This window comes from Bacillus sp. sid0103 (genome assembly GCF_019219025.1).
Genome location: NZ_JAHUWN010000037.1, coordinates 28,691 through 50,345 on the forward strand (window position 1 = coordinate 28,691; position 21,655 = coordinate 50,345).

At 36.3% G+C, this 21,655-nt stretch carries 17 protein-coding genes and 3 pseudogenes; 5 read left to right on the forward strand and 15 right to left on the reverse strand.

Annotation, left to right across the window (positions count from 1 at the left end; genetic code table 11):
- Positions 1-616 precede the first annotated feature (616 nt).
- On the forward strand, positions 617-1,207 hold the full coding sequence (locus tag KW850_RS28340; RefSeq protein ID WP_218351050.1) for a hydrolase: 591 nt from the start codon (positions 617-619) through the stop codon (positions 1,205-1,207).
- 167 nt (positions 1,208-1,374) lie between these two features.
- Here the strand turns inward: KW850_RS28340 and KW850_RS28345 are convergent, their stop codons facing one another.
- The 8 genes and pseudogenes from KW850_RS28345 to KW850_RS28380 form a co-directional block, all read right to left on the reverse strand.
- Positions 1,375-1,791 (reverse strand): nucleoside 2-deoxyribosyltransferase, encoded by a 417-nt coding sequence (locus tag KW850_RS28345; protein WP_218351051.1) that lies wholly within the window; start codon positions 1,789-1,791, stop codon positions 1,375-1,377.
- 255 nt (positions 1,792-2,046) lie between these two features.
- Positions 2,047-3,372, reverse strand: coding sequence for a glycoside hydrolase family 18 protein (locus KW850_RS28350; protein WP_218351052.1), 1,326 nt, complete (start codon positions 3,370-3,372; stop codon positions 2,047-2,049).
- Positions 3,373-3,452: 80 nt separating this feature from the next.
- Entirely contained in the window at positions 3,453-4,079 is a 627-nt protein-coding gene (gene cdaS / locus KW850_RS28355) for a sporulation-specific diadenylate cyclase CdaS (RefSeq protein WP_218351053.1), read from the reverse strand.
- 594 nt (positions 4,080-4,673) lie between these two features.
- Positions 4,674-5,297, reverse strand: a complete 624-nt coding sequence (wrbA, locus tag KW850_RS28360) for an NAD(P)H:quinone oxidoreductase (protein ID WP_218351054.1) — start codon at positions 5,295-5,297, stop codon at positions 4,674-4,676.
- 388 nt (positions 5,298-5,685) lie between these two features.
- The gene (locus tag KW850_RS28365; RefSeq protein ID WP_218351055.1) at positions 5,686-6,291 is read right to left on the reverse strand and encodes a nitroreductase family protein; all 606 of its coding nucleotides are present in this window, start codon (positions 6,289-6,291) and stop codon (positions 5,686-5,688) included.
- Between the two features lie 305 nt (positions 6,292-6,596).
- Positions 6,597-7,205 (reverse strand): annotated as a pseudogene (locus tag KW850_RS28370) (flavin reductase family protein).
- A 22-nt stretch (positions 7,206-7,227) separates the two neighbouring features.
- Positions 7,228-7,803 (reverse strand): annotated as a pseudogene (locus tag KW850_RS28375) (VOC family protein); the annotation flags it as partial.
- A gap of 427 nt (positions 7,804-8,230) precedes the next feature.
- Positions 8,231-8,449 (reverse strand): annotated as a pseudogene (locus KW850_RS28380) (NAD(P)H-dependent oxidoreductase); the annotation flags it as partial.
- A 254-nt stretch (positions 8,450-8,703) separates the two neighbouring features.
- On the opposite strand from KW850_RS28380, the gene KW850_RS28385 reads away from it, so the two are divergent.
- From KW850_RS28385 to KW850_RS28395, 3 genes are all read left to right on the forward strand, one after another.
- Positions 8,704-9,198, forward strand: coding sequence for a hypothetical protein (locus KW850_RS28385; protein WP_218351056.1), 495 nt, complete (start codon positions 8,704-8,706; stop codon positions 9,196-9,198).
- Between the two features lie 269 nt (positions 9,199-9,467).
- Positions 9,468-9,791, forward strand: coding sequence for a winged helix-turn-helix transcriptional regulator (locus KW850_RS28390; RefSeq protein WP_098934462.1), 324 nt, complete (start codon positions 9,468-9,470; stop codon positions 9,789-9,791).
- 69 nt (positions 9,792-9,860) lie between these two features.
- Complete coding sequence (locus tag KW850_RS28395; protein ID WP_218351057.1) at positions 9,861-10,496, forward strand: FMN-dependent NADH-azoreductase; 636 nt, start codon at positions 9,861-9,863, stop codon at positions 10,494-10,496.
- Between the two features lie 71 nt (positions 10,497-10,567).
- Here the strand turns inward: KW850_RS28395 and KW850_RS28400 are convergent, their stop codons facing one another.
- From KW850_RS28400 to KW850_RS28430, 7 genes are all read right to left on the reverse strand, one after another.
- Positions 10,568-11,905, reverse strand: coding sequence for a glucose-6-phosphate isomerase (locus tag KW850_RS28400; protein ID WP_218351058.1), 1,338 nt, complete (start codon positions 11,903-11,905; stop codon positions 10,568-10,570).
- Between the two features lie 98 nt (positions 11,906-12,003).
- Entirely contained in the window at positions 12,004-12,666 is a 663-nt protein-coding gene (gene fsa / locus KW850_RS28405; protein WP_218351059.1) for a fructose-6-phosphate aldolase, read from the reverse strand.
- A 37-nt stretch (positions 12,667-12,703) separates the two neighbouring features.
- Positions 12,704-13,600, reverse strand: coding sequence for a phosphogluconate dehydrogenase (NAD(+)-dependent, decarboxylating) (gene gnd, locus KW850_RS28410; protein WP_098934459.1), 897 nt, complete (start codon positions 13,598-13,600; stop codon positions 12,704-12,706).
- Between the two features lie 60 nt (positions 13,601-13,660).
- Positions 13,661-15,658, reverse strand: coding sequence for a transketolase (tkt, locus tag KW850_RS28415; protein WP_218351060.1), 1,998 nt, complete (start codon positions 15,656-15,658; stop codon positions 13,661-13,663).
- 3 nt (positions 15,659-15,661) lie between these two features.
- A complete protein-coding gene (gene zwf / locus KW850_RS28420) occupies positions 15,662-17,200 on the reverse strand; it encodes a glucose-6-phosphate dehydrogenase (protein WP_218351061.1) in 1,539 nt (512 codons plus the stop codon).
- Between the two features lie 103 nt (positions 17,201-17,303).
- Positions 17,304-17,975, reverse strand: coding sequence for a ribose-5-phosphate isomerase RpiA (gene rpiA / locus KW850_RS28425; RefSeq protein WP_218351062.1), 672 nt, complete (start codon positions 17,973-17,975; stop codon positions 17,304-17,306).
- 52 nt (positions 17,976-18,027) lie between these two features.
- Positions 18,028-18,162, reverse strand: a complete 135-nt coding sequence (locus KW850_RS28430; protein ID WP_098934455.1) for a BA3454 family stress response protein — start codon at positions 18,160-18,162, stop codon at positions 18,028-18,030.
- A gap of 1,358 nt (positions 18,163-19,520) precedes the next feature.
- Here KW850_RS28430 and KW850_RS28435 point away from each other — a divergent pair.
- The gene (locus KW850_RS28435; RefSeq protein WP_218351063.1) at positions 19,521-21,479 is read left to right on the forward strand and encodes a fructose-1,6-bisphosphatase; all 1,959 of its coding nucleotides are present in this window, start codon (positions 19,521-19,523) and stop codon (positions 21,477-21,479) included.
- Positions 21,480-21,655 lie beyond the last annotated feature (176 nt).

Sequence of the window (21,655 nt, forward strand, 5' to 3'; positions counted from 1 at the left end):
TTTATTTGACCTTCCCTAATATTAGCAATAATATCAATCCTGGAAATAAAGAAAAAATTACAAAAACTATTGTCTATATCGAAAAATTTTTACATTCTTAGTGAATTTATATAAATAACTTATTAAAAGAATATCTCTAATCTATTTATCTCGAATTCAAGATAACTTAATTATAATCAAATTAAACAATTTGTCAACATTGATATTTTATAACAAGCAGCGCTAATACTAGCGAAAGTGAATGTGCGACTTCCTACAATTCCCGAGAATTACCTATAATTATGAAGATTATGGGCAATCTGGACTTACTCCTAGACATGAACTTGTGCATATATATCTAAAGTAATATATTTTATAAAATTGAGGAGTGTATCAAGTGAACTAACAATTAAACAATGGGGCGTATCAACGCCAGGCATCATCGACATATGGACATAACACAGGGGGAACACCATATGGTGCGTATGATCAATCAACTTATGGTTATCCAACTTACGGTTATCAACCTTATGGTTATCAACCTTATAACTATTCCGGCGAACAGATAGAACATAATCGGGTACCGGCAAAGGCGACACCTGCCCGTAGTTTGGTGACTCCAACTGACCATATCTTAATGTTAATTGACCATCAACCACAAATGGCCTTTGCAACCAAATCACATAGTGTTGCTGAGTTGCGCAACAATGTTACCGGACTAGCAAAAGCTGCCAAGTTATTTAAAGTTCCTACCATTTTGACTACCGTCTCCGCCGCAACTTTTAGCGGAAAAATCTTTACGGAGATTCAGGCGGTCTTTCCAGACCAAAAACCACTCGATCGCACGACGATGAACCCATGGGAAGATCAGAAAGTAATAAATGCAGTCAATTCGTACGGTAAACGAAGAATCGTCATGGCTGGTCTTTGGACCGAGGTGTGTTTGACTGACCCGGTTCTTTCTGCAATCGAGCAAGGGTATCAAGTGTATTTTATTGCTGATGCTTCAGGCGGAGTAAGTGTAGAGGCCCATGAAAGGGCGGTTGAACGTATGCTCCAAGCAGGTGCAATTCCAATGACTTGGCTGCAATATATGTTAGAGCTACAGCGTGATTGGGCACGTAAAGACACCTACAATGGAACACTGCAAATTGCGATGGAACACGGTGGTGCTTATGGTCTAGGAGTAAGATACGCTGGTGAAATGTTTGGGTCCCACGAAGGATAGGAGAATTACCTCCAGGACCCTTATATCTAACTTTTTAAACTGACAGCATAATACTTGGTCTATTTGAATAGTTTAGGAAAGACCGACCTACAAAGGAAGTTATTCTTTATCTTACTAAAAAGTAAAATGAGGAATGATTCCTTTTTTTATTTACCTTTATTATTTTATTAAGTTACGGCTCCTTCATAAGGTATTCGAGGTAATTTATTAAATTCATAATGAATTACTTTCTCAAAGCTATCTAAATATGCATGTAAAGATTGTGTAATCATAAGATTTACCACTTTCTCTTTGGTATTAAAAATAATGATAGGCTTTTTAAGTGACCATCCATATCCGACTTCCCACATTGTTCCAGGATCCTGATCGTTATATACTGCGAAAATAATATCGCTAAACTGTATTGCATTTACATCAGTAACAAAGTTTTGATTTTGCCATTGATAAGACCCCAAAGGAAACTTGCTTTTGTATTTTCGTGGAGAAAATACATTTAATCCTTTGTTAAATAAAATTATTTCTAATTTTTCTAACAGTGCAATTTGCTCTGGGTTAAAAAATGGTCCAGCCAAATATACGTTCATTTATTGCCCTCCAAATGGTTATAAAAAATAAATATTAGGAGGTTTATGAAATTAGAAATCACAAAGTAAAAATTTTTTTAAGTTTCAAACATGTCAAATCATTTACTGATCTTACAAAGGATTGCTAATAAAAACACCAGGAGACCGTTCTGCATGAATAACAGGTTTTTTTACAATTTATTGGTCTACTCTTGAAAACCAGTCAATAGCAATTTTAAGTCCCCTGGAACAGAATGATATTAAGGTGTAACAATATTAATGCACATTGAATTCCTCAAGTAACATTTTTTCTGTTTGAGGCATGGTTAGACCTAAATGCCAGCACCCCATTCCAGCTAGTCCATATTGTCGAACTAGACGGAACTTAACCAGTAAGCTGCGGGGGTCTTCAAACCACACTTCGTGTAGGTTTCCTTTATTGTCAACATAACGGAACCAAGGTGCAGCAGCACTCTCATTATAGTGAATCGGACTTTGATATCCAGTGTATAAATCAATGGCATGTTGAGTGGAATAAGCAGAGCCCGAACGCTTATTAGTTCCTATAACCCAATCGTATGCATATTGAGGAATTCCAAGCATTAACTTTGATTTATCCACAACAGAAACTGAATAATTAAGTGTAGCTTTTACTCTGTCTATCGGTGCAATTGGACCAGAAGGACCTCCAGGCCAATGCCAATCATAAGTCATCAAAAACATTTTATCCAGGTATTTTCCAAGCGTTCGATAATCATAACCTGCTGAATAAGAGGGCATTTGATCACCTTCTTTTGGTGGAACAGCCATCATAACTTCCATTCCTGCTGGATGAAGTTTTGAAGCTAATTCCTTAATAAACTGGTTAAGGTTAGCCCGATCTTTTGTTTTTACCTGTTCAAAGTCAATAACTACTCCTTTGTAATCGTGACTATCTAAAAGGGAATATATATTATTGACTAATTTTTGTCGTAACCATGGCGTACTTATTAATCGATGAGTAAGGTTAGGATCAAACCCCTTTTCACTTAAATTTGTAAGTGTGGCAAAAGGTGGAAGATTTTCTTTCCAAGCAATCTTATGCGCCTGGTTTTCTGGTGTTTCAATGATATTTCCTTGTTCATCGGACCGATACTCAAACACGAAAATACTAGTAAGAGTCTTCTTATAGTTATTCAGCATCCAAGCATTTGAATTCTTATCTTTTGGAACAAAATAAGTTCCAGTCCAAATATTCATTTTTGGCGGTCTGGGAATACTTAATTTCTGACCAGGGACAATTACCCGACTCTTTAAATGATTTTGTCTCATTAATGCTATTTCACTAATTGCGTGACGGTTAGCGATCTCCCATATACTTTCACCTTGCTGAACAATATAAGTCGAACCAGGTATCATCATTGCCTGTCCAAGGACTAGTTGAGTATTCTTAGCTAAACCGTTTAGCTTAGCTAGCCCCTCTTCGTCTATTTTGTATTGATTGGAAATTTTGGTGAGGCTATCACCAGGTTTCACTTCATAGATGACTTGAGCACAAGCGAAAATGGGAGTCATTAAAACCACACTAACTGAAATGAAGAAAAACAAAAGTTTCACTATCATAGGAATCCTCCAAAAATAAATTTTCTATTATATTAATACCTCATATTGTTTTGAAACAGGCTATTTCTTAGTTTATGACCTTAAAAAACAATGGGCTGTTTAGTATTAATAGGATATAGGTTTCCGTCTAAGGCAAATGAAATTTTGCCCGTTTCTTCGGAAACCACTAATGTAAGTGCGTCGCTTCTTTCTGATATTCCAAGAGCTGCTCTGTGACGTGTCCCCAGTTTTTTACCCTCTATATTCTTTGTTGTTAAAGGAAGGACATTTGCTGCAGAAACCACTTTGTTTCCCCTGATTAAAACCGCCCCATCATGCAATGGGTTCCCTGGGTAAAAGATGGATTCCAATAATTTAGGTGTTACTGATGCTCCTATTGTCGTTCCTTTTTGAATCATTGTCTCAACTGAATCAACACGTTGAACTACAATCAAGGCACCATGTCTTTGTCTCGAAAGATTCTGCACAGAAGTGGATAAATCTTCATAAGTGTCAGTAAAAGATGATAAATAACAATTTAAGTAAAATGAGGCAGCCATTGATTCAATTTCAATTAGATGTTGTTTAACGTCCTCGAGACTTCCCAGTACACAATAATTTTCGGTACCAAGTACGTCTAAATTTGATTGCAGCAGAAGAATCAGGTGTTGAATACCATCTAGTAAATGTTGTTTCATAGGCGAAAAGTCACAATTATTACTGTCCATGCATGGATCCCTCCATTTACATTTTTATCCTGTAGCACTATTGAACATTAAATTCAATTAGTAATATCTCCTCTGTTTGTGGCATAGAGGTACCTAAATGCCAGCAACCTAACCCTCCTAATCCATATTCCTTAACTAGCCGGAATTTCGCAAGAAGACTGCGGGGGTCTTCAAACCATACTTCATGTCTAGTTCCATTTTTATCAAGATATCTAAACCAGGGAGATGCTGCTATTTGATCATAATAAAAATAGTATTAGTTAGTTGCTCTGTTAATATAAAATGGTAAATTAATCCAAATCAATCCATTATAGACATATAAAAAAGGATCCCATACTGATAGGCTCCTTAGATATTTCTTGCTTTATTTGCTTTAATTAATTCAATTAAAAAAATTTCGAAATGGTACCTTTTATAAGACAGTATGTAATAATAAAAACATCTAATTAGATGATACTGGTGATAATCAATAAAAATTAACGAACACTTTCAAAGCATTCTTTGAGGTCCAAACTGGTTATAATTGAGCTCAACCTCAATTAATAGCATATGTAATTTTAATATTTTACTCCAACGAAGTAACTCGGTAATTATTTATTGATTAGCTTTTTTTATCCATTCTGCTATTGTAACTGTACGTTTTGCCTGATGCTTAACGGCAGCTTGAACGGCAGAATACTCCTCAACCATTTTCCCATTCTGATCAACAGTAACACTTGTTCCATATGGGTTTCCTCCAGCTCCAAATATCACTTGATCAGTATATCCTGGAGTTGCAATAATCGCTCCCCAATGATGCATCGTTGTATATAGCGATAATATGGTTGCTTCTTGTCCGCCATGTCGGTTTTGTGCGGATGTCATCGCACTTACCACTTTATTAACCAGTTTCCCATTAAACCATAAACCACCTGTTGTGTCTAGAAACTGTTTCATCTGTGATGGCATATTACCAAAACGAGTTGGAACACTGAAAATAATTGCGTCTACCCATTCTAAATCACTAAGTGATACTGTTGGAATGCATATTGCAACTTCCTCATGGTAGTTTTTCCATGCAGGGTTAGCATCAATTACGGTTTGAGGAGCTAATTCTGGAACTGTTAATATTTTAACCTCTGCTCCAGCTTCCTTCGCCCCCTCAGCAGCCCATTGTGCTAACTGATAATTTGTGCCTGTTGAACTATATAAGATGATTGCAAGATTTACATTAGACATATTGCCAATCTCCTTTTCATTTAGAAAATAATAAAATTAGAACTTTATTAGAAATTCAAATATATGTTGCCCTTGCTTTTAATTTCAATCCTAAGTTTTACACCTTTCCTCATATTTTTTACCACAAATAATATAATCGAATGATTTTACGATTCGTTATGTTGTTTTCTATTTGCTTTTTTGAGCATTCAGTAACTGTTACTGGACATTTTGCTGATGCGCTTCTACAAGTCATTTTGATGGTTGGTAATTTGTCCCACCCATGCCAAAATAAATTACGACAAATAAAAAAACTAATCGGAATGGAATCCGATTAGTTATTTCATTGCACCCCACATGTGAACTTCTTTCTCACCAATCAACAGGCAATTTTAAAAGAGCCTTAATTCTATTTAAATACTTTAACACGATTTTCTATTGGCTGGAACTGCTTCTCTTTAGGTGATGCAGTCGGCTTACCAAATGGCATTTGGGCTATCATTTTCCAACTACTTGGAATTCCCCATTTCTTTTTAACTTCATCGTCAATAAGTGGATTATAGTGTTGTAATGAAGCACCAAACCCTTCGAGTTCCAGCGAGGTCCACACTACATATTGAAGCATCCCATTAGATTGTTGAGCCCAAACAGGGAAATTTTCGGCATATGATGAAAATTGTTTTTGATAAGATTCAATTACTGCCATTTCTTCAAAAAATAATACGGTTCCATATCCACTGCCAAAGGCATTCATTTTTTCTTCAGTAGGAGCAAACTTTTCAGCTGGAACGATTTTCCTCAACGTTTCAGTTGTAATATTCCACAAGTTAGTGTGATGTTCTCCTAATAAAAGAACTACTCTTTGGGCTTGAGTGTTAAATTCTGATGGGGTATGCTTTACAGCATGCTTTATTACTTCTTGAATTCTATCATCAGATACAACTGGTTCACTACTAATTCCATAAAAGGTACGTCGACCCTCTACTGCGGTATAAAAATCCTTCGATCCTGTCATGTAATCATCTCCTGCTCATTCTATTATTGGTTAATATCAATATTCAAAATTCAATTTTAATAATTTCTCATTTTAAACTTCTTTATCCATTTTTACTGCAGAACTACCTCTTTGGCTGTTATTTCCGTCAGAAACATTTTTTTGTTATGCTTCGTACAAATTCATTTAATTCTTTTGTTACAAGTTCAGCGACAGGTTCATCAACGGAAATACCCTCATAAAAATAAAGCTTTAAAGCAGGTGCGGTCAAGAGTTTCTGTCGGATGATATCCCACATCTTGCAGAAGAAAAGGATTTACAAGAAGCTATTTTGGTCTTTCTATTTCAAAAATCTCTCCAATTTTTGCATAATTATTACCAGCTAATCGGCTTACAGCAGCTAAGCCCCTAGGGTTTATTCTTCCCTTTTCATAAATTTCATTATCAATATGAAATTGAACCACTTTTCCGATAATTAGATCACAGCCAGGTGATTCCAATCCTCCTAATTCTAAGGAGTGTTCTAAAACACATTCCATTCGGATTTTTGCTTCCTCTACTCCTGGAACAGAAATCTTTATGCTTTCAATGGGAGTTAAATTTGCTAACTCAATCTCACTCTGATCTGGAGGCAGGATTGCCGCTGTTTTATTTACTTTTTTAACATTTTGTTCATCCACAATATGGACAACAAATTAATTGGCCTCGATGATGTTTCTCGCTGTATCCTTCTGTCTTCCTTCTGGCCGTTGAATCGCTAATGATATCATTGGCGGATTAGCTGTAACAATATTAAAATAACTGAATGGTGCACCATTCAAAATACCACCTTTCGAAATCGTTGTGACGAAAGCGATCGGTCTAGGTATAATGCTTCCTATTAAAAATTTATAATTTTCTCTTTCGGTATTTGCGGCTGGGTCTATGGAAAGCATAGCAATCATTCCTTTTCGTGAATTAGTTTAATTCTCTCACTTCAAACGGAAACAATGCGCGCTCAATTTGTCCTCTATGAGGTTCATATTGTGAAGGCAACATCAATTTTTCTCCCATTGTTGCGTGTGTTTCATCATGAGCGAATCCTGGTGGATCCGTTGCAATTTCAAATAGAATTTCTCCATGTTCTCTAAAGTAAATCGCATTAAAGTAGTTTCTGTCCCTTACCGGGGTTACTCCATATCCATTTCTCTCTCCAAATCTCTTCCAATCCATTTGATCCTGGTCATCTTTAGCCCGCCATGCAATGTGGTGTACGGTTCCTACACCCATTTGACCGCGTCCAATAGGGGTTAATTTTAGGTCAATAATATTTCCGATATCTGCAGAAGAACGATACCGAGCGAAATCTCCTTCTTTTCCGATAAATTCAAGTCCCATTACTTTTTCTAACAATTCCCCGGTTTTGTTAGGTTGTGCAGATAAAAGAGTTGCGCCGCCGAACCCTTTGATAGCAACTTCAGGAGTTACCCCTCCGAAAGTCCATGTATTGAGTTCCCCTTCTTCTCTTTCCACAATTTCTAAGTGAAGTCCATGAACACCCCTGCATCCAAAGGAGTTGTAAATTGCTTTATCACTTCTTCCTTTCTCATCTGAAAGTCACCTTCCTTTATCTATTCAGGTTATGTATTATTCCATTTTGCTATTTAGCTTGTCCTAATGGGACTATTACTACTACATCATCTACGTTTTATTTTTGGTAACGAGGAGAATTAAGAGAACGCGGACTTGCAACCTTATGTTAGGCACAGTTAGCTAATAGGTACCGGTTAAGATTAACTCGATATTCCTTTTATCCAGTCAATTTTTGTATCGGACTGAAAATAAATTTCACACACTTTAGCTAATGCACTTTTAATCGGAACGTAATTAAGCCCTATCTTAATATTCAATCAAAAAAATAAGAGTCAACAATTTTGTTGACTCTTAAATAAATTTGCTATGCTAATAATTTTCCAATCAATTAAAAATTATGAGCCAAATCTTTTGCTCTTGCAATTGCATTTTCTTTAATTTCTTGTGCTTTATCTGGCATTGCGTTATGTCCTTCTACAAATAAACCTTCAAAAGAAGGAACTCCGAAGAATTGCATCATGACATTTAGATAACGATGTCCCATTTCCATTTGAGCTGCAGGACCTTCTGAATAAAAACCGCCATGAGCTTGAATATGTAGCGCTTTTAGATAATTTTAATTCGAAATAATAATATAATTTAGAAGTTAATTCAACAATATTGTTTATGTTTAAAAAGAATTTTTTCATATCATACTATTGCTTGTTGGCAGATTATGATAATTATGACTCTAAAATTACATATTGATTTTATGACCCATTTCAACTACAATATAAATGTAACCAAGTTACTTTTTATACACATGTTATTTTTAGTTATTTGCTATGTTATATAATAAAGATAAAAAGTGAGGTAATTAAAGTGAACTTATTAGAATCCAAAGTTATCCAAACTAAGTCAGAAAAAGAAATATACATTGATCAAAATACAAACATTGAAATAAGCAGTATCCAATATCCTGATAAAACCTATCCTTATTATGAAATTATGGTTGGCTTAGAATTAATTCGGATAAGGGCTAATGAATATTATGGAACTAAAAAAGCATACTTTGGTATACGAATTACTGAGGATTTACAATCAATGATCATATTTGGACCCGATCAACAAAGTATTTTTGCCTCTAAAAATGATGAGGAAAAGGATGCTGCAAAAGAATTAATTAATTATTTATTAATTGAATCGCTTAACTTTAAACAGTTAGTTATGACAATGATCCGTAATCTCAAAACGGAAAATGGAATTTTTGAAAAAGAAATAAGTAAATTAAAAGAAAAAGAAGCAATACTAGAAAAATTATTAAAAGTCACTTATGAAGATGTTAAATTTGCAATACAAAGGAAAATAATAGCTTGAGTTATATCATTTATTATTTAATATAGATTCGTTTGGGGAAAAGCTAAAATAATAAAAGTGCTTTTCCCCATTGATTATTCCTCTTAACTTCATTATAAATTTCTTTAGATTTTCCTCACCTTCTATACTAAAATCTTTGATTTTATGTAAACTTCCCTTATTAACATTACAAAAATTTGATTAATAACCTTTTTAACCAACCTTAATTGGTTACAATAAGTTCATAAGAAATAAAATATGTGTATTCATTAAGGAGGGTAAAATATTTAGTGGAAGAACAGGAAAACCTTCAACCAGAGGTTGAAAAATCCTTTGAATTAATAGGAAAAAGATGGACAGGGTTAATTATATATGTATTATCAAGCGGCCCAAAGCGATTTAGTGAAATTCACTCCATTATACCTGACTTAAGTAAACGAGTGTTGACAGAAAGAATGAAAGAATTAGAAGAGCATGGAATTGTATTACGTCATGTTATACCTGAACGCCCTGTAAGAACAGAGTATTTATTAACAAAAAAAGGACACGAGTTAGGGAAAATTCTTGGCCCTATTAGTCAGTGGGCAACGAACTGGATGAAAGAAAATAACTAATAAGATTTCATAAGGTTATTTACTCACATAACGATTACCGGTTAATTTAGGAAAGGCAGGATGAGATTTTTGGCAAATGTTCTTTATATTACAGCACATCCTCTTGACCCCGAACGGTCATTTAGCTTAACAGTTGGAAACGCATTTATCGATTCTTATAAGGAGTTTCATCCTCAGGATGAAATTGTCCACCTTGATTTATATAAAGCTGACATCCCCTATCTTGATACAGATGTATTTAATGGCTGGGAAAAACTTCAGACAGGTAAATCATTTGAGCAATTATCATCCATGGAAAGGTCTAAGGTTGGACGATTAGCCGAACTCGGTGGACAATTCATATTATCAGATAAATATGTATTTGTTACCCCAATGTGGAATTTTTCTGTCCCAGCCATCATGAAGACCTATCTTGATGCTGTAGCAGTATCAGGTAAAACTTTTAAATATTCCAAACAAGGATCTATGGGCCTATTAATTGGAAAGAAGGCTATACATATTCAAGCTCGGGGAGATATATATTCTGAGGGGCTGGAAGCGGAATTGGAAATGGGGCATCGATATCTTGAAGTCATGATGAATTTTTTTGGAGTGCAAAACTTGGAAAAAATTATCATAGAAGGACACCTTCGATTTCCAGAAAGAGCGCAAGAAATCAAAGATAAAGCCATTATTACCGCAAAGGAAGCAGCACATATTTTTTAGTGCTCTTTAATGAAATCACACCCTTAACTTGACTGATAAAACAGTAAGATAAGGGTGTTTGTTTGATGAAATTATTTAGAAATCCGTTTTAACAATTTCTCTTTTTCTGCTTCATATCCCGGTTTGCCAAGCAGTGCAAACATATTCTTTTTATATGCTTCCACTCCTGGTTGATCAAATGGGTTTACTCCCATTAATAAACCACTAATTCCACATGCTTTTTCGAAGAAGTAAACCATTTCTCCAAAAGTAAATTCGTTTAATTCATCCAGCTCGACAGAAAAGTTTGGCACTCCTCCATCTACATGAGCCAATACGGTTCCTTGGGAAGCATTTTTGTTGACATAGTCCATTGTTTTTCCGGTTAGATAATTCAATCCATCGAGGTTAGATTCCTCTTCTTCAATGGTTATATCGATTTTAGTCCTATGAACCGACAGAACTGTTTCAATTAAATCGCGACGACCTTCCTGCACATATTGCCCCATAGAATGAAGATCCGTTGTAAAATCGACAGAAGCAGGATAGAGCCCTTTTTGATCCTTCCCTTCACTTTCTCCGAAGAGCTGCTTCCACCATTCAGACACAAAATGAAGGGATGGTTCAAAGTTTACAAGAAGTTCGATGGATTTTCCCTTCCGATATAGTGCATTTCTCACAGCCGCGTATTGATAGCTTTGGTTTGTAGCCAAGTCCGGATTATTATACTTGTCTGCAGCAGCAGCCGCCCCTTCCATCATTTTGTCAATATTGAGACCGGACACAGCTATAGGTAGTAGACCCACTGCGGTTAATACTGAGTATCTTCCCCCTACATCATCAGGAATGACAAAAGATTCATATCCCTCTCCATCAGCAAGCGTTTTTAAAGCCCCTTTTGAGCGATCGGTTGTTGCATAAATCCGTTTTCGAGCCTCTTCTTTCCCATACTTTTTCTCCATATAGTCTCGGAAGATGCGGAAAGCAATCGCTGGCTCTGTTGTAGTTCCTGATTTGGAGATCACATTTACGGAAATATCTTTGTCTTTTATTACATCAAGCAAATGGGAAATATACGTAGCACTAATATTTTGACCGGCAAAATAAATTTGTGTCGTGTTGCCCATTTGGTTATGGAAGGTATGGGAAAGGGCTTCAATTGCTGCTCTTGCCCCAAGATAAGAACCGCCAATTCCGATAACGATTAATGCATCAGAATTACTGCGAATTCTCTCTGCTGCTGTTTTAATTCTTGCAAATTCTTCTTTATCATAGTCATTCGGCAGATTGACCCAGCCTAGAAAATCAGAACCGGGGCCTTTCTTCTCGTGAAGCATATGATGGGCGGTTTTTACAAATTCGCTAAGGTTGTCGACTTCATTCTGCTGCATAAATGAGAGTGCGTTGGTATAATCAAAAGAAATCGTCATTTTATTTTTCTCCCTTATCTTAAATGTCATTTTAAGAGCGTTAGAAAATTCATCATGTATTTTTGAAAATTTCTAACGCTCTCTGGGCTCACTAATTTTTATAGTGCATTTTTCCAGTCAGCTGCAAATTTTTCAATTCCTTGATCTGTCAATGGGTGTTTAGACAATTGCTCAATTACGTTGAATGGTATCGTTGAAATATGTGCTCCAGCCAATGCCACACGGGTTACATGGTCCGGGTGGCGGACAGAAGCTGCGATAATTTGTGAACCTAAATTTTGCACACGGAACAATTCTGCAATCCGTGTTACGAGTTGTACACCATCTTCACTAATATCATCCAACCGGCCCAAGAATGGTGAAACATAGGTTGCTCCTGCGCGTGCCGCCAAAAGTGCCTGGTTTACGCTGAATATAAGGGTAACATTCGTTTTTACACCTTTTTTTGTAAGATATCTGCATGCTTCCAATCCATCTAATGTCATTGGAAGTTTTATTGTAATATTTTTATCCCCGCCATTAATTTTAAGGAGTTCATTTGCCTCTGCGATCATTTGTTCAGCTGTTAAAGCGTTGGGAGTCACTTCGGCAGATACGGATTCCACTTCAGGTACGGCATTTAAGATTTCTGCAATCCGGTCTTCAAATTTTACGCCTTCTTTTGCCACTAGTGATGGGTTAGTCGTAACACCGGATAGAACTCCGATTTTGTACGCTTTTTTGATATCGTCTAAATTTGCAGTATCAATAAAAAATTTCATGATGTTTTTTCCTCCAATTTAAATGAATAAAGTTTCCTTATTTATTTTTTTCAACTGCATGTCCGCCAAATTCATTTCTTAATGCAGCTACGACCTTTCCTGTAAAGGTATCATTTTCTTGTGACCGATATCGCATCAATAGAGACATAGCAATGACTGGAATGGCAGCTTGAAGATCCAGGGCAGCTTCGATAGTCCATTTTCCTTCACCGGAAGAATGCATGATTCCTTTAATTTCATCCAATTTTGTATCCTTAGAAAAAGCATTTTCTGTCAATTCCATCAGCCAAGAACGAATGACGGAGCCATTATTCCATACTTTTGCTACCTTTTCGTAATCGTAATCAAATTCACTTTTTTCAAGCACTTCAAATCCTTCACCAATGGCAGCCATCATTCCATATTCAATTCCATTATGAACCATCTTTAAGAAGTGACCGCTTCCTGCTTTGCCTGCATATAGGTACCCATTTTCAACTGCTGTGTCCCGGAAGATCGGTTCAACGACTTCCCATGCTTCAGGATCGCCGCCAACCATATAACATGCCCCATTACGGGCGCCTTCCATTCCGCCTGAAGTGCCTGCATCCATAAAGCTCATGCCTAATTCTTTCAATTCGTTGTGACGGCGAATTGATTCTTTATAATGGGAGTTACCGGCTTCAATGACAATATCCCCTTTTTCTAGGAACGGCCTGATTTCACCAATAACAGAATCAACCACGCCATGTGGAACCATTATCCAAAGAATTCTTGGTTTTTCTAATGATTGAATAAGTTCCTCATAACTTGATACACCTGCAGCTCCATAACTTTTTATTTCTTCTACAGCTTTAGAATTTACATCGAATGCAACGACATCGTGATGATGATCCATTAAATTTTTTCCTAAATTTAAACCCATTTTACCTAACCCTATTAATCCAACCTTCATATTATTTTCCTCCAATAACGGTAACAATTTTATTGATTATTTTGCACTTTCCATTGCTACTTACGATTGATTTAGAACACTTTTCGTTATTTGAACCACATTTTCAGTAGTAAATCCAAACTGTTTCATAACTGCATTACCCTCTCCTGATGCACCGAAGGTTTCAATGGATAGTATTTTTCCTTCGAAGCCAACGAAGCGTTCCCATCCTAGGGAGATTCCCATTTCAATGGCGACGCGTTTAGTAATAGAAGAAGGCAGTACAAATTCTTTATATTCTGAGGATTGTTGGTTGAACAATTCCCAGCTTGGAATTGCAACGATCCGAACAGATATATTTTCCTTTTCGAGTTCCGTTTTTGCGTTTACAGCCAATGAGACTTCGGAACCTGTAGCCAATAATATTACATTTGGTGTCGAAGTTGTTTCAGTCAGTATATAAGCTCCTTTAGAAATATTATCCAGATTCGCTTTTGTTTTGTTATATACCGGCAGGTTTTGGCGGCTTAAAATCAATGCCACTGGGCCTTCTGTTTGCTGAAGTGCATATGCCCAGGCGCTTGCCGTTTCATTTGCGTCAGACGGTCTTATGACAGTTAATCCAGGTATCGCGCGTAAGGCTGCCAATTGTTCAATTGGCTCATGCGTAGGACCATCTTCCCCTACGGCAATCGAATCATGTGTAAATACATAGATGACAGGAAGCTTTGATAATGCTGCCAAACGGATCGACGGACGAAGATAATCGTTGAATACAAAGAATGTACTTACAAAAGGCTTTAATCCTCCATGATAAGCCATCCCGTTTGCTGCAGCACCCATCGCATGTTCACGTACACCAAAGTAAACATTGCGAGCACTATAAGACTCAACTGCGTAAATTTGCTCTCCTTTAATTTCGGTCATTGTAGAATGGGATAGGTCAGCACTGCCGCCAAAAATAGCTGGAACTTTATTTACAAAATGGTTGATTGCTTCCCCGCTGGCAACACGGGTTGACACGGCCTTTCCTGTATCAAAGGTTAAGATATCTTTCGCATCGATCAGCACTTTTCCATCAATGGCATGGGATAATTGCTCTGCTAATTCTGGATATGCTTGCTTATAAGACTGGAATAAGTTATTCCAGCTTTGTTCAGTATCGATTCCCTTACCCTTTAATTGTTCAAAATGTGCTTTGACTTCATCAGGTACATAGAAATCTTCTTCATACAGCCAGTTATAGGCCTTTTTTGTTACCTTTCCTTCTTCTGCTCCAAGTGGTGCACCGTGTGCTTTATTTGTTCCGGCAACCTTAGGGCTTCCATAACCGATAATCGTTCTGATTTCAATCAGACTAGGTTGACCGGTATTTTGTTTTGCCATTTCGATTGCCTTTGAAATGGCTTCAATGTCATTACCGTCTTCCACTCTTAAATAGTTCCAGTGTGCAGATTCCACTCTTTTCTTGATATCTTCAGAAAAGGAAACATTCAATTCCCCATCAAGGGAGATATCATTTGAATCGTACAAGACTATCAACTTATCAAGTTTCATATGCCCGGCCATTGACATCGCCTCATAAGAAATACCTTCCATTAGGTCACCGTCGCCGACTAATGCATACGTATAGTGATCAATAACAGGGTGCCCTTCTTTATTAAACTTTGCCGCTATATGAGCTTCCGCCATTGCCATCCCTACTGCGTTGGCAATACCTTGGCCTAAAGGACCTGTTGTCGCTTCAACACCTGATGTGTGGCCAAATTCAGGATGCCCTGGCGTTCTGCTGTTCAATTTTCTGAAATTCTTTAAATCATCCATTGTGACATTATAACCGGACAAATGAAGCAAGCTGTACAATAAACTAGACCCATGTCCGGCAGATAAAACGAATCGGTCACGGTTAAACCATTTTGGATTTTCAGGATTGTGATTCAAATGGTTCGCCCATAATGCATATGCCATTGGTGCTGCCCCCATTGGGAGACCTGGGTGCCCGGAATTTGCCGCATTGATGGCATCGATTGATAAAGTTCGAATTGCTGTAACTGCTAAGTTCTCAATATTTTGTGACATGGTCTATATCCTCCTGGACATTTGTGAATTCAAATGTGCTGGTTCTCTGTTTTGTTGAATTTTTTCATCCGGCCACCATTTGAAGCCATTTTCTGATAATAGGGTATCAGCGGCATCTGGCCCATATGATCCTGAACGATATTCATGAAGCGGTAACATATTTTCCTCATAAGCATTCAGAATTGGCTGTACCCACTCCCAAGACAATTCAACTTCTTTCCAATGAGCAAAGAATGTGGAATCTCCGATTAAAGCATCGTAAATCAGCCTTTCATAGGCCTCTGGGACTCCTGAGCTAAAGTTTTCTACATCTTCACAAGAAAAATTAATTCTAACAGGTTCGATTTTCCCGTTATTCAATGGATTTTTGCTATTTAATTGCAGAGACACATTTTCTTGCGGGCTGATTTCAATTATCAATAAATTAGGCTCCACATTTTGCTGATTATGTTTATACAGTAGTTTTAAAGTATTTTTAAATTCGATGACGATCCGGGTCGATTTATCCTTCATTCGTTTTCCTGTCCGGATATAGAAAGGGACCCCGCTCCAAAAAGGATTATCAATCCATATACGAGCTGCCACAAATGTGTCAGTTTGAGAAGAAGGATCTACTCCCGGTTCCTCTTTATAACCGATCACTGGCTTACCATCCATCTCTCCGGAAATATACTGGCCACGAACAATATGGGCTTGAATATCCTCTTTTTCTATAGGGCGTATGGCCTCCATTACCTTCCGTTTCTCATTTCGGATTTCAGTCGCGTTTATCTTATAAGGCAAATCCATGGCGGTCATCATGAGCAATTGCAACATATGATTTTGCACCATATCACGTATCGCACCTGCATGATCGTAATAACCGGCTCTTTTTTCAACGCCAACCGTCTCACTTGCGGTGATTTGGATATTCGCAATATGATCTTTGTTCCAAATGGATTGGAGAATCGGGTTCGCAAATTCCAGAGCCTCAAGGTTCTGAACCATTGGTTTACCCAAGTAATGGTCAATTCGATAAATTTCCTCTTCTTCAAATGCTTGGCTAAGTTTTGCATTAAGCTCGAGAGCGGATTGGAGGTCATGTCCAAATGGTTTTTCGATGATTAAACGTTTCCATCCACTTGTTGCACCAAGTCCGCTATTTTTTATGTTTAATGCTATGAGGTCGAAAAATTCAGGTGCAACGGAAAGGTAAAACAGACGATTTTCCGCAATTTGCAGTTCCTCTTCTCTTTGCTTTACCAACTGCAGCAATTTTTGATAATCCTCTATTTTGTTTGCATCAAACATGCTATAGCGAAAAGCCTCAACAAATTCCCCCATTTCCGTCACATCATGCTCGAGGCGGCGCGAAAAGGTTAAAATCGATTCTTTTACTTTTTCTTGAAAATCAACATGTGATTGTTCGCCTCTTCCAAGTCCAATTATAGATATTGGTTGAGGTAATTTATTATCTATATACAAATTGTAAAGGGCAGGGAATATTTTCCTCTTAGCTAAATCCCCAGTTGCTCCAAATAAGACAAAGGTCATTGATTCCATTATTACTTCTCCTTATAATTGTGAAATACTTCCTTGAAACTAGAGACTTAGAAGAGAATGCCATAGAGACAACCTAATTTATTTTTTCTCTTCCCGCCCCAATCTATTTTCGGAAATTAATGCCAATTTCCTTACTTCTATTCAAGGTAATGACGATATCCGCCATTCCAATAAACAGTCCATTTTCAACCACGCCAGGTACCATATTTAGGTTTCTTTCAAGATCTCTAGGATGCGTAATATCTGGGAAGCCGCAATCAAAAATATAATTACCATTATCTGTTCGAAATGGGATCCCATCTTTTTGCCGTAAATGCGGACTGCATCCAAGCTCTCGGATATATTTCTTCGTCATTTCATGACCAAAAGGAACGACTTCTACTGGCAGTGGGAAAGCTCCTAATTTATCCACCATTTTGTGTGAGTCCGCTACTACAATAAAAGTATTTGCTGCCTTCGCGATTATTTTCTCTCTTAAAAGGGCACCACCGCCTCCTTTAATGAGAGATAAGTCACGATTTACTTCATCGGCACCATCTATGGCGACATCAATTTGATCAATTTCTTTAAATGAAACAAGTGGGATTCCTACTTGTGTTGCCAATTTTTCCGTTTGTTTGGAAGTAGGGATTCCTTTAATAGAAAGTCCTTGTTGAACTAATTCTCCAAGCTTAGAAATGGTAAAAAATACAGTGGACCCCGTTCCCAGTCCAACTATCATTCCATCCTTCACATACTCTGCGGCTCTTTCACCTACTTCTTTTTTTTCATTCAAGGACTTTTGCTCCTTTCATTTAAGGACTAGATGATTTCGAAATTCATTTGTTTTAAATTAACCATTGTTTCTCGATTTGTTCCTGTGCAATACGCAAAATTTGTTCTTCAGGTGTATCATTTTTAACGATTACATTCGTCAGATAATTTTTACCTTTCAATTGAAGTTTAACAGTCACTTCTACCATATCTTTCACTTCCTTCAAACTTTAATGTGCTTTAAATAGATAAGAGTAGATAACTTTTAGTTCTTAAGTTATTTTTAATTCATTAAGTTACTTTATGTAACCATATTACTTCCTCAAATAATTTTCGTCAAGCAAAAATATCTCAGAATCGAGATTTTTAATTTTTTTCTTTTTGCAATGTTGTTCAGTTCATCAAAAAAAAACCAACAGAAATACTGTTGACTTCAACTTATCTGAATGATGTCCTATTTTTTTCGTTTTTCATGCATATACTTCATCCATTTTTTCTGTTTATAACTGCTTATCAAATACCCGACAACTGTGACTGCCGTCAATCCAATGGACAGGTTCCAAATAATAGCGTTAGAGGCATAACTGCCTGCTGCTATACCTATGATTCCAAGTAAAGTTCCAGCATATAACCTATTTTTCATATTTCATAGAGCGTAAATTGGAATTGTCTCCTTTGTTCAATTTTCTTTAACTCTTCTAATTTTAGTGGTGCATTTAAAAATTGAGCTGCACCTCCATTGTTAGACACAAAACTAACAATGGAGGTGAAGTTTTTTATAAAACTTGTATTAGTACCTAATTCTAATCATGATAAATTATTTAAAAAATCGCGACTAAATAAAAGTGAAATACTGATTACATCTAATAATTCTTCTTTGTTAAAGAAAATGATTAAAGAAAATTTTGGAATAATGCCAATCTACGATTATTCTTTAAAAGATCATCCTGAGATTTTAAATGGAGAATTAAAAATGATTCCGATAGCCTAGAAAGATATAGCAATATAAAAAAAGCAGGTGACGGAGCGATTATCAGCAACGTACCTGCTTTTCTCTGAATTTCCACTGCTTAGATATTTGCATGCTTTCCCTCTTTTTGTGAATATTCAGAATTATTATAATACAAATCCTTTATTCAGATGTTCTTTTGTTTTATAAACTTATAAAGACGTACTTTCTTTCAAATTCATTCTTCCAATTGTTACATTTCCCCGCCAAAGCTATGGCTGGAGAGGAAGGTCGATGGACTATGGTGTGTTAGAGCCCATCCGTTAGTCTGACTCCAACGACCACGGTGCAACTTTCTTTCAAAGCCACAAAAGGCAGAGACATATTTTACATATCAAATATGTCCCTGCCTCTGATTTTATTGACTTTAACCTCTACAACCTAAATATAATTTCATGAGTGGGCTACTTAGGGTATCGTTGATAGTAAATAACCATCAAAAAAAGGGCCTGTGTTAAATAATTTCTTTTCAATTGAGTTTTCTTATAACATGTAAGTATTAAACGCAATCTTCAAGATAAAAATAAATGAAGAAATTATAAAGGAGATACCATAAAGTTGAACACAAAATTCTTAGATTTACTGGCTCATAATTATGATAGTGAAGAAAAAGTGGTAACTGAGATTATTAATCTTGAAGCCATCCTCAATCTGCCAAAGGGGACTGAGCATTTTGTCAGTGATTTACACGGGGAGTATCATGCTTTTCAACATGTGCTAAGGAATGGTTCGGGTAGAGTAAAAGAGAAAATTAAAGACCTTTTTCAAGATGAACTATCTGATACAGAACTTAATGAATTTGCGACATTAGTTTATTATCCTGAAGAAAAATTAAAGTTAATTAGAGATAAGTGTGGTAATAAACAAGAATTACTCCAATGGTACACAGAAACCATTGACCATATGATTAAGCTCATTTCCTATGCCTCTTCTAAATATACACGCACAAAATTACGTAAAGCATTGCCTGAGCAGTTTGTTTATATTATAGAAGAGCTACTATACAAAACGGATGAATCCACAAATAAGAAACAATATTATACAAAAATTGTTCAGCAAATTATTTCTCTTGGTCAGGCAGATAAGCTCATTACAGGTCTGGCTTATACGACTCAGAGGTTGGTAGTCGACCATCTTCATGTGGTGGGAGATATTTATGATCGCGGACCTGATCCTGATAAAATTATGGATACACTCATTCATTATCATTCTGTTGATATTCAATGGGGAAATCATGATGTTCTATGGATCGGTGCCTTTGCTGGATCAAAGGTTTGTCTAGCTAATATTATTCGTATCTGTGCCAGGTACGACAATTTAAGTATTATTGAAGATGTGTATGGAATCAATCTTATACCACTTCTTAATCTTGCGGAAAAGAACTATGAGGACAATCCAGCATTTAGACCCAAGAGCCTTTCAGATAAAAAAAAGTCTGATCAAGAACTATTACAAATTACAAAAATGCATCAAGCGATAGCAATGATTCAGTTTAAGCTTGAAATGCCAATCATAAAGAGACGCCCGTATTTTAAAATGTCAGAAAGACTTTTACTTGAGAAAATTGATTATGACAAAAACGAAATAACACTGAATGGGAAAACTTACCAACTGGAAAATACTTGCTTTGCAACCATTAATCCGGAACAACCTGGTGAATTATTGGATGAAGAAGAGCAAGTTATGAACAGACTATTGTTTTCTGTCCAGCATTCGGAAAAGTTGGCCAGACATATGAATTTTCTTATGAAGAAAGGCAGTCTTTATTTGAAATATAATGGGAACTTATTAATACATGGCTGCATTCCACTTGATGAAAACGGAAAAATGGAAAAAATGGTTATTGAAAATAATACCTATTCATGTCGTGATTTACTTGATATTTTTGAACATTATTTACGACATGCTTTTGCACATCCTGAAGAGATAGATGATCTCGCAACAGATATGGTCTGGTATTTATGGACAGGAGAATATTCATCATTATTTGGGAAAAGAGCCATGACGACCTTTGAAAGGTATTTCATTAAGGACAAAGAAACCCATGAGGAGATTAAGAACCCATACTACCATTTACGTGAAAAAGAGGAAATCTGCCGTAAAATTTTAGCAGAATTTAATCTTAATCCTGATGAAGGTCATATCATAAATGGCCACACACCCGTTAGAGAAATTAAAGGAGAGAATCCAATAAAAGCAAACGGAAAGATGATTGTCATTGATGGAGGATTTTCCAAGGATTATCAATCAACAACTGGTATTGCTGGATACACTTTATTATATAATTCCTACGGTATGCAACTTGTCGCCCATGAAAAGTTTAATTCAAAAAAAGATGTCCTACTAAATGGGTCAGATGTTTTATCAGTAAAGAGAGTGGTGGATAGAAAACTCGAGAGGAAAAAGGTTCTAGAAACGAATGAGGGACAGCGATTATTACAGAATATATCTGTTTTAAAAAGTCTGATGGAATATCGCTGTATGAGTTTAGACCAATCATTACAATCGAATGGTTAAAGACTCTATTTAAACATAAATGCTTAATGCCATGACAATTTCAAATTAGAGTGTTGATGGGAATTTAGTCTTGGTAAGCATCTTGGGTTTATAATAATTTTTGAAGGTAGAAACAAATCTAACTCGTTGTTTTTACCTTCTATTTTTTGCACAATTTTGCTCTCTTGTTATATCTA